Source organism: Vibrio methylphosphonaticus, assembly GCF_023634655.1.
Classification (GTDB): Bacteria; Pseudomonadota; Gammaproteobacteria; order Enterobacterales; family Vibrionaceae; genus Vibrio; species Vibrio methylphosphonaticus.
Map to the genome: position 1 here is coordinate 155,843 of NZ_JAMKMS010000011.1, position 12,068 is coordinate 167,910.

General features: G+C 46.2%; 9 protein-coding genes and 1 pseudogene. 5 read left to right on the forward strand and 5 right to left on the reverse strand.

Annotation, left to right across the window (positions count from 1 at the left end):
• Nucleotides 1-14: 14 nt before the first annotated feature.
• The 4 genes from M9196_RS14440 to M9196_RS14455 form a co-directional block, all read right to left on the reverse strand.
• Nucleotides 15-860: a class I fructose-bisphosphate aldolase gene (locus M9196_RS14440; protein ID WP_250618228.1), complete on the reverse strand. Its 846-nt coding sequence runs from the start codon at nt 858-860 to the stop codon at nt 15-17.
• Nucleotides 844-2,616: a glycerol-3-phosphate dehydrogenase/oxidase gene (locus tag M9196_RS14445; protein WP_250618229.1), complete on the reverse strand. Its 1,773-nt coding sequence runs from the start codon at nt 2,614-2,616 to the stop codon at nt 844-846. Before M9196_RS14445 ends, M9196_RS14440 begins: the two co-directional genes overlap by 17 nt.
• A gap of 102 nt (nt 2,617-2,718) precedes the next feature.
• A complete protein-coding gene (locus tag M9196_RS14450; RefSeq protein WP_250618230.1) occupies nt 2,719-3,705 on the reverse strand; it encodes an aldo/keto reductase in 987 nt (328 codons plus the stop codon).
• Nucleotides 3,706-3,714: 9 nt separating this feature from the next.
• The gene (locus tag M9196_RS14455) at nt 3,715-4,668 is read right to left on the reverse strand and encodes a sugar-binding transcriptional regulator (RefSeq protein ID WP_250618231.1); all 954 of its coding nucleotides are present in this window, start codon (nt 4,666-4,668) and stop codon (nt 3,715-3,717) included.
• Nucleotides 4,669-5,127: 459 nt separating this feature from the next.
• Here M9196_RS14455 and M9196_RS14460 point away from each other — a divergent pair, with 459 nt between their 5' ends.
• The 4 genes from M9196_RS14460 to M9196_RS14475 all read left to right on the forward strand — a co-directional run bounded on the left by M9196_RS14460 (nt 5,128) and on the right by M9196_RS14475 (nt 9,873).
• Nucleotides 5,128-6,153: a sugar ABC transporter substrate-binding protein gene (locus M9196_RS14460; RefSeq protein WP_250618232.1), complete on the forward strand. Its 1,026-nt coding sequence runs from the start codon at nt 5,128-5,130 to the stop codon at nt 6,151-6,153.
• 143 nt (nt 6,154-6,296) lie between these two features.
• Nucleotides 6,297-7,805, forward strand: a complete 1,509-nt coding sequence (locus M9196_RS14465) for a sugar ABC transporter ATP-binding protein (protein ID WP_250618233.1) — start codon at nt 6,297-6,299, stop codon at nt 7,803-7,805.
• Nucleotides 7,805-8,830: an ABC transporter permease gene (locus tag M9196_RS14470; protein WP_250618234.1), complete on the forward strand. Its 1,026-nt coding sequence runs from the start codon at nt 7,805-7,807 to the stop codon at nt 8,828-8,830. The genes M9196_RS14465 and M9196_RS14470 overlap by 1 nt, the downstream gene beginning before the upstream one ends.
• Before the next feature lie 14 nt (nt 8,831-8,844).
• Nucleotides 8,845-9,873, forward strand: coding sequence for an ABC transporter permease (locus M9196_RS14475; protein ID WP_250618235.1), 1,029 nt, complete (start codon nt 8,845-8,847; stop codon nt 9,871-9,873).
• Nucleotides 9,874-9,979: 106 nt separating this feature from the next.
• On the opposite strand, the gene M9196_RS14480 is transcribed toward M9196_RS14475, so the two are convergent.
• Complete coding sequence (locus M9196_RS14480) at nt 9,980-11,356, reverse strand: aldehyde dehydrogenase (protein ID WP_250618236.1); 1,377 nt, start codon at nt 11,354-11,356, stop codon at nt 9,980-9,982.
• A 523-nt stretch (nt 11,357-11,879) separates the two neighbouring features.
• Here M9196_RS14480 and M9196_RS14485 point away from each other — a divergent pair.
• Nucleotides 11,880-12,068, forward strand: a pseudogene (locus tag M9196_RS14485) (diaminopimelate decarboxylase family protein); the annotation flags it as partial.

Sequence of the window (12,068 nt, forward strand, 5' to 3'; positions counted from 1 at the left end):
CCCTCCTAGAGTGACTATTTATCACCAATATAGATATTCATTGCATCTGTTGTGGACGCATCGTTGTGAATCATTGCCATCAACGCATCAACAACGCGGCTTGGGTTCGGGTGTTGATAAATGTTACGCCCATACACCATCCCCAGTGCGCCTTGGTCGAGCAGTGCTCTCGCTTTGCTAAACACAGACTCAATATCTTCACGACCTCCCCCGCGAACGAGCACCGGACAACGTGCCGCTTCCACCACTTTATGGAAATCATCCGCCTGCGCCGTAGGATCGGCTTTGATAATATCGGCACCTAACTCGCGAGCCATACGAACAAGCGTCACAATTTTCTCGCAATCACCATCCACCATATACGCCTGACCTTGCCTGTTGGGTTGCATCACCAAAGGCTCAACCATAAGCGGCATACCATACTTCTCACATTCCGCTTTAACTCGGCTGATATTCGCCACACACTGTTTAAACAAATCAGGTTCGTCTGGCAGCATAAATAGATTCACGACTACGCACGCGGCATCCATTTGAAGCGCCTGTATCAAAGGCTGCTCAGAGTTTTGTAGCAGCGCCCACATATGACGATGACGCTCAGCATTGTAAGGATTACCTAAATCAATGCGCATCACTAATGCTGGCTTATCCTTACCGTCCACGTTTTGCAGTAAATCTGCTTGGCCAGCATTCATCTGAATCGCATCAGGTCTTGCCTCGACCAGCTGATCAACCACTGAAGACATATCTTCTAGTCCATCCAAGAATGATGGCTCATTGCAGACACCGTGATCAATAGCAACGTCCAGACAACGTCCTCGTTTAAACAGGCGGTTCATCCTGACTTTACTGGTTAAATACATACTCTTCTCCATCTAGTAATTGTTCATTTTCCGTAACGGTAGGTGGCAATTGAGTTTTCTGGGGGCGCGTGGCAACCTCTAACGTCACACCATGGAACTGCAATAGCACGTGTTTGCTTCGAGCTCGATCTGAATCACGCTCGTTTTGCTGCCAAGAAAAATAGTCAGCCACAAAGTCTGATACTTCATCAAAACTGTGTTGAGAAAGCTGCCCTTCGATCGCTATAGAGGTACGACGTAGCAATACATCTAACGTGGTCGAGACAGACTCATGCGCCAGGATGTAACTTATCTCGCCTTCTGTGTATGACGGCAATGAAGTAAAAGGCGCATCGTTAAAACCATCCAGCCAAGCCAGTAGTGTCGCACTGTGGGTGCCGTAGCGCTGAAACCAAATCCTAATTTGTTGGCGAGAATACTGAAGATGTTGTGCGACCAACTCATCGATGTAATCTTGCTGATCGGCCTTAGTGACAGGGTAATCAACACCACCGCCAATCACTTTTTGTTTGGTGCAGCATTGTCTTTGTTTTTTTAACGATGTAAGTAAGTCGTCGGCGACTTCTTCCCCGAAAGCACGAAACGTTGTCCACTTTCCGCCAATGAGCGAAAGAATGTTCACACCATCGACCGTGTCTTGTTTAACAGAATGACTGCGAGGAATTTGCCCTGTCGTTGTTGTGTTAACAGACGGCAACGGTCTTACGCCGCAAAATTGATAGACAATTTGGTCTTTGCTAATCGTCAGCTTAGGTAGAACACCTCTTAAAGATTCTAAGATGTAATCTATTTCTTCATCGGTGCAGCGCACTGAGTCTGGGTCACTAACAGGAATATCTGTCGACCCCACTAATACCTTGTCGAAATACGGGAATAAAATGCAGACACGACCTTCACTGTTTTCATAAAACAGCATATTGTCATCAAGCTCTGCCAGTAACTCAGGGTTATCAACAATAATATGAGAGCCTTTAGTCCCCTGCATATACTGACTTGGCGCCGCCAATAACCCGTTAGTGAAATCAACCCAGGCCCCAGTGGCATTGACGATGTGTCCCGTTGTAAGCTTGACCGACTCCGCCAACTTCTCACTTTCGATTGATAGCTGACCGTTTTCAAACTGTGCAACCTTGCAATAGTTCAGCGCCATGCCACCAGCCTCAACGCCTTCTTGGATTAACTCCATGGCTAATCTCTCTGGCGAACTAATCCACGCATCAAAATACGTGGCGCTGCTTTTAGCCCTAGCAGCCATCATTGGCCAGCGTTGGTCAGTTGATCTAGCAGAGTGCATTTGGTGGTTTGGCATCAATTGGTCACGCTTGGTAAACCAATCATACAAACTCAGCCCTAACTTAATCACCACAGAGCCACGTTGAGACGGCTTATCTTTTAGACTAAGAAACTTGAACAGCCCATCAAACAGCCCTGACCATGTAGAGTAAATGGGGATGGTGGTTTGCAAAGGAGCAACAAAGTGCGGCGCATTGTCGAGCAGTCGATTTCGTTCATATAAGGCTTCTTTTACTAAGCCAAACTCACCGTTTTCTAAGTAGCGTAATCCGCCGTGAATCATACGCGAAGGTGCGGCACTGGCCTTGGAGCAAAAGTCATCCTTTTCAACCAGTAAGACTTTCACACCCTGCAGCGCCAGCTCACGAAATACACTGATACCATTGATCCCACCACCAATCACGATGACGTCAAACTCATCGTTGTCTGTTAATTGCCTAAAGGTTTCTGCGCTATTTTTCATTGTTGCTCCCTGCCAACGGTTTTTGCTTCCATGCTTCCATGCTTCCTTGAACCGTATCCCTTGAACCATAGTCTGTGAGTTCAGCTCTATGAAAGCGGCTTACTACGCCAACTCCAACTCACCAAAAAACTCATGAGATTTGGCATCAATGAACTTAATTTCCTCTTGGGACAACACCACACCGCCAGCGGCGGCATTTTCAATCGCTTGTACAGCATTACGAGCGCCACACAACGCATAGGTAATACCAGGTTGCTGCAACGTTGCCGCTATCACGAGTTGCGCGACGCTGATATTTTTTTGTCGAGCAATCGGCTCGATGGACTGACAGAATTTCTGCACCCAACGACGATTTTCGACGGTGAACATAGGGTCCGTAATACGCTGATCATCACCGGTAAATATGCGCTCTGGCGTCACCTTGCCACTGAGCAACCCCATCGCGAGAGAAGAATAACTGAGACAAGACACGTTGCTTTTAATGGTGCTTGGTAACAACGTTTTTTCCAATTGACGTTCAATTAGGTTGTATTTTTCCTGAACCGCATCAACCACTCCACTTCGTTGATATTGATCTAGGTCGAATTGGTTGGCGTTACTGATGCCAATCGCTCGGATCTTACCGGCTTTTTTTAGTGCTAATAACGCATCCATGGTTTCTTCAACTGGCGTAGTGGGATCCTGCCAATGCGTGATGTACAAATCGAGATAGTCGGTTTGAAGCCGCTTTAAACTCTGCTCTACTTCATGTTGAATAGCATCCGCACCAAGGTAACGATGCACTGGCTTACCATTTTCATCAAAGAAATGATTGCCCTTATTGGTGTGCCAGACCAGCCCACACTTAGTCGCCAATACCACTTGATCGCGTCGCCCTTTAATGGCTTTACCCACCAACTCTTCAGAGACGCCTAACCCATAGGCAGGCGCAGTATCAATCAGGGAAACCCCATTATCTAACGACGCGTGAATGGCATCGATGGAGGCCTTCTCGTCTGTACCGCCCCACATCCAACCACCCATTGCCCACGTTCCTAAACCGATAACGGAGGCTTCAATGCCTGACTGACCAATTTCTCTTGTTTGCATGTTCATTCCCTATTTTGCTTGTTCTAAAACACTGGCGACCGTGTCTTCATCTGAGACCAACCCATTAATCAGCCCGCCTTTTAAGGCCGCCAACACCGCCGACACTTTAGAGCGCGTAGCTGCCACACCAAAACTGTGTTCAATGCTGCTAAGCTCTTGTAAATTAAGACCAATCAATTTTTTATTAATATGCTCTGCACATTTATCTCCGTGTCCGTCATAAAGATGAGCTAACACTTCACCTTTGCATTGCGCGCTGATCATGGCTTCTGTTTCATGACCACTGAGCGATCGTAAATCATAATAACTGTCACTTTCACTGGCTACCGACCCTATGCCGACCAAAGCAATATCAGCACGGCGAGCTAAATCAAGCACCGCTTTCACACTGCGCATCTCCATTAAGATGGAACGCTGCTCATCGGTATCAACAAATAACGGAGCGTGCAATTGAGTACTGGTTCCCCCCAGCTTTTCAGCGAGTTTGCTCGCAAGATAATTCACATCAGTAAAATGATGGCCCTGAATCCCCCCCGTTGCCGGTACAACGCGAACCTTGGGGAAACTCATTGGTTTTATTTGGTCGACAATCTGCGCCATGGTTTTACCTGCACTAATGCAAATAACGCTGTCTGGTTTGATGGTTTCGATCAGTAATTCACCCGCCGCCTGCGCCACTTGGCGCGTCACGACGTCATCATCTTGGCTAAGACTAGGTTGAATCACCGCCGTCTTAATGCGGAAATGCTCGATTAAACGCTGCTCAAGAGTGTGCGTTCTTTCTTGAGGAAGATTTAAGGTAATTTCCACCAAGCCGTCATCATGAGCTTGCTTAATGACTCGATTCACTTTTGCCGTGGACAACCCAAGCAGCTTTGCAATATCCGACTGACTGCGATTTTCCATATAACGCAGCGTCAGAACCTTTGCAGTTTGCCTTAATATGTCGTCACGTTCGTTCATCGTCATATCCCTATCTTTGTCCACTCAAACTCATCTTTAGTAAGACGTCACACCCCATCTTTAACTGCACTTTATCTAAACAACTCGAGTTAACGGAATGTGAAATATATTTCATCTGAGTAAAAAGTAATCATAGAAAACAACTTTTACAAGATAAAATGATACCAAACGTATCATTTTAATTATTTAGGTGCGACAGATCACAAATATCAAGCAAAATGATACGTATTGTATCGATATGGGATTGACCGACTACATTTTGTTCACTACCTTTTAACACGTGAAATATATTTCAACAGACTGAAAGATAATTCACATCATCAAGAACAACGTGTTGTGCTGCTTACTGCTGATAAAAGACAAAACATATCTTGCTAAAGACAAAGGTGTTTTTCCAAAGCAAAGCAGCAGTTGCTCCTAAGACGACGAGTGAATACCCAATAAAAAATGGAGAAAATTATGAAGTCAGTGACTTTGAAAAAGATATTTACTAAGGGACTTATTACTACGAGTATTATTGTCGCTTCAAGCCTAGCTGCCACAACACAAGCTAACGAACGAATCGCGTTTTTCGTTTCCGACTTGTCGAATGTTTTTCACCAATCTCAAGCAACAGAAGCAAAACGTTATGCAAAAGAGAAGTACGGTGCAGAAGTGGTTATTTTCGATGGCAAAGCCGATTCTGCTGTGATGACGCAAAACGTAGACCAAGTGGCCGCTGGGGCATTTGATGGCGCTTCTTTACATATTTGGGATGGCGAAGCGGCAACGCCTGGCGTGGAAGAAGCGCTAGAAGAAAACATTGCCATGACCTCTTTCTTTAGCCCTATTACCGCCACTGGGATCCCTACTGCGCGTAGTGATGAAGCCACGGTCTCGTTTGATATGGGTGCACAAATGGCAAAAGCCTGGAAGCAAGCCAATCCAGACAAGCCAATTGTCATGGTTCAACTAGGCTGGCCTAACCACACCGAAGTAAGCTCAGGTCGAACAAATCCGTTTGCGGAAGGCGTATTATCGGTAGATCCATCGGCGAAAAACTTAGGAGCGTTGGATGCCAGTGGCGGTCAAGAAGCTGCCAAACAGATTGTTGTAGACCTACTTACCCAACAACCTGAAATTAATCTTATTTATTCAGAAGCCTCTAACTTAACCGTAGGTACGATGGCGGGTCTATCACAACTGGGACGTGGCAAATTTAAGGATGGCAAACCGGTCACAGAGATTGTGGCTAGTGTCGATTTTGATTCGGTTGAGTTTGGTCAAATCTACGACCCAGAATCCAGCCTAAAAGTGTCTATGGGGCTACCACCGATTGAAACTGCTCGCGGTCGTATCGACTTGGTGATGGACGTCATCAATAAGAAAGTCAAACCGACTCAAGACGAAGCACAAGAGTTCTTCTATAAGGCTTATACCATTTCATATTGGTCAATGCCAAAGCCAGATGCAGAGCAATGGCTAGACGCTCAATTTAGCAACTAACTCTCACTCAAGGTCGGCCACAACTCGGCTGACCTTGATTCTTTTAATATATTCAAAATCTCAGTGTTAAGGAAAGACCGACTTCATCTGCATTGTCTTACAACAAGCAGTAGGAACGGGAAGCAACTGAAGGAGATGTCATCTTGAATAGTCACAATTCAACACCCGCTCTATCAATCGAAGGGCTTATTAAAGACTACCCCGGCGTGAGGGCGGTGAATGATGTTAGCTTTTCCATTGAGCGAAGTACCGTTCATTGTTTAATTGGCGAAAATGGCGCGGGTAAATCGACGTTAGTCAAAATGATAACGGGGGCCATACAACCCACTCAGGGCACGATGAAAGTCAATGGTCATAATTACCAACCAACCGGCACTCAATCTGCACGCGAATCTGGCATTGCGACCCTATTTCAAGAGCTGCATGTGGTAGACGAACTCACAGTACTCGAGAACCTGACATTAGGAATGGAACAAAGTCGCTTTGGTTTTCTAATCAAATCGGATCTTGAACACCGAGTCATCGATACGCTCGCCACTATCGAACCTTCAATTGACCCTTACGCTCGTGTATCCACACTGGGCGTAGCGCAAAAACAGATCATCGAAATCGCACGAGCCGCCTCATCAGGTGCCAACGTCATTATAATGGACGAGCCAACCGCCGCCCTTTCTGAAAGAGAGGTAGAGAGGCTATTTACCGTCATTCGACGACTGCAAGAACAAAGCGTTACGGTGATTTATATTTCTCACAAACTCGATGAAATCCTCGCTTTAGGTGACCAAGTAACAGTAATGCGCGATGGTAAGCACATTGCCACAAAACCGATGTCTGAAGTTAACGGGCGAGCAGAGTTGATTGATATGATGATTGGTCGCAGCATCATGCATGATTATTCCCCCCGTGACTCCATCACCGATGAAGTCTTTTTAGCCGCGCAACGTCTCAACAATCACCGACTTAAAAATGTCTCATTTGATATTAAAAAAGGCGAAATCGTTGGCTTTTATGGGCTAGTGGGTGCCGGTAAAACCGAAATCGCCCGCGCCATTTTTGGTGCCGATAAAGTCTCTGGCACTATTCGCCTAAACGGGAAAGACGTCGGCAACTCACCGAAAGAGGCTATCGCCGCTGGTATTGCTTTAGTACCCGAAGAGCGCCGAACGCAAGGTCTATTCACCAACTTAACCATTCGCGAAAATATTCCGGTGATGAACCTACCGCGAATGTCGGATTTTGGAGTATTTCGAGAAAATGACGAGCTCAACGCTGCGATGGATTATGTCGACAAACTGTCCATCGCCACCAGCTCAATCGAAAAACATACAGAGAAACTTTCTGGTGGTAACCAACAAAAAGTGGTGATCGCCAAATGTCTTTTTTCCCAAGCCAAGTTACTGCTGCTCGACGAGCCGACACGCGGTGTTGACGTGGGTGCCAAGAAAGAAATTTATGATTTAGTCAAAAGCTTAGCCAATGAAGGAAATTCGGTCGCAGTATTTTCCACAGAGCTTGAAGAGATCCTTGGCGTATGTGACCGGATTTTCTTGCTCTACGATGGCGCGCTGGTTTCAGAGATTCAAAACGGACCCAATGTCGACACCAACTATATTTTGAATGCCGCCACGGGTGGCCTTGAGGAGGCAGTATAATGAACACGTCGGTAAAACGTAATCCCTCTCCCGTCGAATATCGACGGATAAGCGACCAAATGTACATTACCTTACTGGTTGCGTTTGTCGCTATTGGCCTGTTTTTAGTGGCCTCCGCTTTTGTGCCTAACTTTTTCCAAGTTCAAAACATGTTGAATTTAATCACCAATAACTGGGCCGTCATATCGCTTGGGGTTGGGGTTTCCTTCCTTCTTGTTTCGGGTAACTTTGATCTCTCTGTTGGCGGTATCGTAGCACTTTCAGGGGTGCTATCGGTTTGGTTTGCACAAGCAATTGGTGGCGGCTCTGCACTGTCAACCGGACTTGGCTTACCCTATTGGATGGCCATTGTCGGTGCATTATTAGGGGCTCTCGCCATCGGCGGACTCAACGCACTGTTTGTGGTCAAGTTTCGTATCCCGTCGATTATTGTCACCTTAGGAACAATGATGGTCGCGCGCGGCATCGCACAGGTGATTACTCAGGGCTCGCAACGTAATACCAACCTTCCAGAAGAATTTGGTGTATTGGGCAATCTAAAAGTGTTCGATACCTCCATGCAATTTCCTGTTCTATTCATGTTGATACTGTTCTTCGTTGCGATCTTTATTGAACGTAAAACCGTTTTTGGCCGCATCACCTACTGGATTGGCGCGAACCCAGAAGCAGCAAAGCTTTCTGGCATCGATAACGCTAAGCACATCACTTATTTATATCTGTTTAGTGCATTAGTCGCTGGCATCGTGGGCGTTTTATTGTCTTCGGAATTCAAATCTGGCTTTTCTAATCGCGGGCTTTTAATGGAGTTCGATGCATTAGTCATTGCCCTACTTGGCGGAATAGCGATTGCAGGCGGATTCGGCTCGGTCATTGGCATGTTCTTCGGCGCCATTATTTTAGCCGTCGTGACCTCAGCCGCAACCGGACTGACACTTTCACCGGATTGGCAATTCATTCTTAAAGCAGTCGCCGTTTTTCTAGCGATCACCGCGCAAACATGGGCGTTGTCCCTCAGAAATAAATAAGGAAGGTGAGGGTTATGTCTGATTCAACTAAATCACTGAGTATGGCACCCACGTTTAGTGGACAGCTGGTTAAATTTATTGCCAATTACTACATCTATTTTGTACTGGCGGCGATCGTTATTTTCTTAAGTAGCGTCAACCTAGAGCAATATGCGCTGTTTGAACGTGGCAACTTTCTTTATAAGAAAAATGTCATCAATATTTTGCGTGTGTCTGCGCCCATTTTAGTCTTGGCTGGCGCGTTCACATTACTAATGGTTTCTGGTTACATCGATTTATCGGTGGGCAGTACAATGGGGCTGACCGCGGTCATCTACGCGCTACTTGCCATTAATGGCGTCCCCTTCTGGGCGGCATTTTCCATTACCGTCTTTTGCGGCGTGTTATTGGGGGCATTTAATGGCTTATTGGTGGTGAAGTTCAATATCACCCCAGTGATTGCCACGCTCATTACGCTTAGTCTGTACAAAGGCATTGCGCTACTGTTGGTACAAGACGGCGTGTCGGCGATCAAATCCATGGGCGACTTAAAAATGCCAGCATGGTTCAACGACTATGGTCGCGATGGTGTCCTACTCGGCCTGCCAATGGCCTTTTGGGTCGCGGTGGGGGTCACCGCGCTCTTGATCATCTTGCAAAACCGTTCATTGCTTGGCAAATATGCGGCGGCGACAGGCGGCAACCCAACCGCAGCCAAACTTTCTGGTATCAAAACCGGGCTTGTGGTATTCAGCTTATACGCCATTGTGGGTGCGACTGCCGCGCTTGCTGGGATTGCTCGCTCGAGTTTCATGTCTTTAGGTGACCCACTGTCCGGAGATGGTATGGAGCTAACTGCGATATTGGTGGTGTTAATTGGCGGCACCGCATTTAGCGGCGGTGAAGGTAAGGTTTTGCGCTCGTTTGTCGGCGCCTTGATCATAATGACGTTGACAGTAGGAATGCTAACGTTGGTTCCGGCTTATTATCAAACACTCGTCATTGGTGGTGCACTGCTCGCCGCCGCCGCGTCCAACCACTTGGTGAGCCGCAAGCGTAACTAGGCTAATTGTTAAGCCTCAATAACGGAAGGTTATCCAAAAAGTATCAATCTAATAAACACAAAAAAAGACGCTCAAGGGCGTCTTTTTTCATTAAGTAACGTTTCGATTAAACGATACGCAGACCGCCTTGAGCAATAGCGAATCGACGTGCACGTGTGTAAGACAGTGCGTTCGTGATGCCTTCGCCCGTAGGACCAGCAATCGTGAAGGTTGACGTGCCTTCTGCGTTGTAGCCAACACCTGAAAGTGTTGGGCCATTGTGCGCAAAGATAGTAGTGTTAACCGCGCGACCAAACTTAGTCACGTTGTCAATGTTACCTGAGTAGATGCATGAAGAGTGCTTGTTACCACGCTCTGCCGCGACAGCGCGCTCAACCGCTTCATCGATATCTTTACAGATAACCACTGGCAGTACTGGCATCATTTGCTCAACGTGAACAAGTGGGTGATCGTTCTCAACCAGCATAACTGCAAGACGAGTATCAGCTTCAACACCGATAGACTTCAGGATGTCACTTGCGTCTTGACCTACGTGTTGCTTCACTGGGTGCCACACACGTGCGATTTCATGTGCAGTACATGGCTTAGCGCCTTCAAATTCATCAAGCGTTAGGATTTGCTCGGTAAGTTTTTCTGCTTCTTCTGCAGATAGCACGTAAGCGCCTACTTCTTCTAATTTATCTAGGAACGCATCGGCTACCGCTTCTTCAACGAAGACTTCTTTCTCACCGATACAAAGCAAGTTATTATCGAAAGATGCACCGCCGTATACGCCAGCAGCAGCAAGGTCTAGGTTAGCAGAAGCGTCAACGATAACAGGTGGGTTACCCGCGCCTGCGCCAATACCTTTCTTACCCGATTGTAGAATCGCTTTAACTAGACCAGGACCACCCGTACCAACCAGCATATTGATAAGTGGTGATTTAGCGATTTCATTCAGTGTTTCTAGCGTTGGCTCTTTCACCATAGTAATTAGGTTTTCTGGGCCGCCCGCTTCAACAATGCTGGTGTTTAGCATATCAATCATGACTGCAGACACGACTTTAGAAGAAGGGTGAACATTAAAGGTCACCGCGTTGCCACCCGCAAGCATAGAGATAGCATTGTTTACAATGGTTTCTGTTGGGTTAGTCACTGGCGTTACTGCGCCAATCACACCGTATGGTGCGCGCTCACCCAAAGAGATGCCGTTATCGCCCGACCAGACTTCAGTATCTAAAATTTCAGTGCCTGGCGTCTTAGCTGCTGTCAGTTGGTGCTTAGCAATTTTATCTTCAACACGACCTAATTTTGTCTCTTCACGAACCATTTTAGCGAAGTCTTCTGCACGCGCTAATACTGCTCCACGAATAGCAACAATGATGGCTTCGCGATCTTCTTTTGTGGAGTTCACATAATACTCTTTTTGAGCTTTGTGAGTTGCTTCAATCGCAGCGTCCACTGTCGCGAATACACCTTTAGCGTTGTTGATATCGAAAGACATGATTATTACCTCGTAAAATTGGGTATTGTGAAGAGCCAGACATTGTCTCATCTCTCTTCTACTTATTTGGTCAGACTCAAAAATGACTCGTGTCAGACTCTCATCTTGAAACGGCTATAATCTAACCCTATTCCCCTCCAACACACTGTCACTGGGCGTCAGCTTATTTGACTCATCACCGTTATTTAGTTGGGCATGTTACTTGACGACGACCCAAGCGATTCATACCAAGCCTAAAGATCAGCAAGTTACCCCTATTCTTTTCCTCATAACGGCAAATTCCACAATAGTAACGTTACGTAAATAACCTCAATGAATCATTGTTACCATTCATCATTAGCGTTGAAAATTTATTATGAAAAATCAATTAAAGGCTTAATATTCATTATCTTAACTGTAAGCGTAAGATTAATTGACCCTCAGTGACATGTTGAATTTTTAGCCTCCAGATAAACTAGTGGTCATCAAGCAATGCTGACATACAGCATGCCTACCAATTGAAATGACCTCGTGAGGAACGAATATGAAAAATCATGCGCTTTTAGAAGAATCTGTAAAGCAACTGAGCACTATTTTAGAGACTCAGCAGCAACTGTTGGAAGAGCACAAAGCGAACCAAAACTATGCTGAACGCCTCGAAAATATTCTTACTCCTACTGACGAGTTAAGCACTCAAGGCGACGACCTTTACATCGGCGGTTGCAAAGCGTCA

Coding starts and splice junctions, on each gene's coding strand:
- M9196_RS14475 (WP_250618235.1), top strand. CDS start 8,845: ATGTCTGATTCAACTAAATCACTGAGTATGGCACCCACGTTTAGTGGA.
- M9196_RS14480 (WP_250618236.1), bottom strand. CDS start 11,356: ATGTCTTTCGATATCAACAACGCTAAAGGTGTATTCGCGACAGTGGAC.
- M9196_RS14470 (WP_250618234.1), top strand. CDS start 7,805: ATGAACACGTCGGTAAAACGTAATCCCTCTCCCGTCGAATATCGACGG.
- M9196_RS14460 (WP_250618232.1), top strand. CDS start 5,128: ATGAAGTCAGTGACTTTGAAAAAGATATTTACTAAGGGACTTATTACT.
- M9196_RS14445 (WP_250618229.1), bottom strand. CDS start 2,616: ATGAAAAATAGCGCAGAAACCTTTAGGCAATTAACAGACAACGATGAG.
- M9196_RS14440 (WP_250618228.1), bottom strand. CDS start 860: ATGTATTTAACCAGTAAAGTCAGGATGAACCGCCTGTTTAAACGAGGA.
- M9196_RS14450 (WP_250618230.1), bottom strand. CDS start 3,705: ATGCAAACAAGAGAAATTGGTCAGTCAGGCATTGAAGCCTCCGTTATC.
- M9196_RS14455 (WP_250618231.1), bottom strand. CDS start 4,668: ATGAACGAACGTGACGACATATTAAGGCAAACTGCAAAGGTTCTGACG.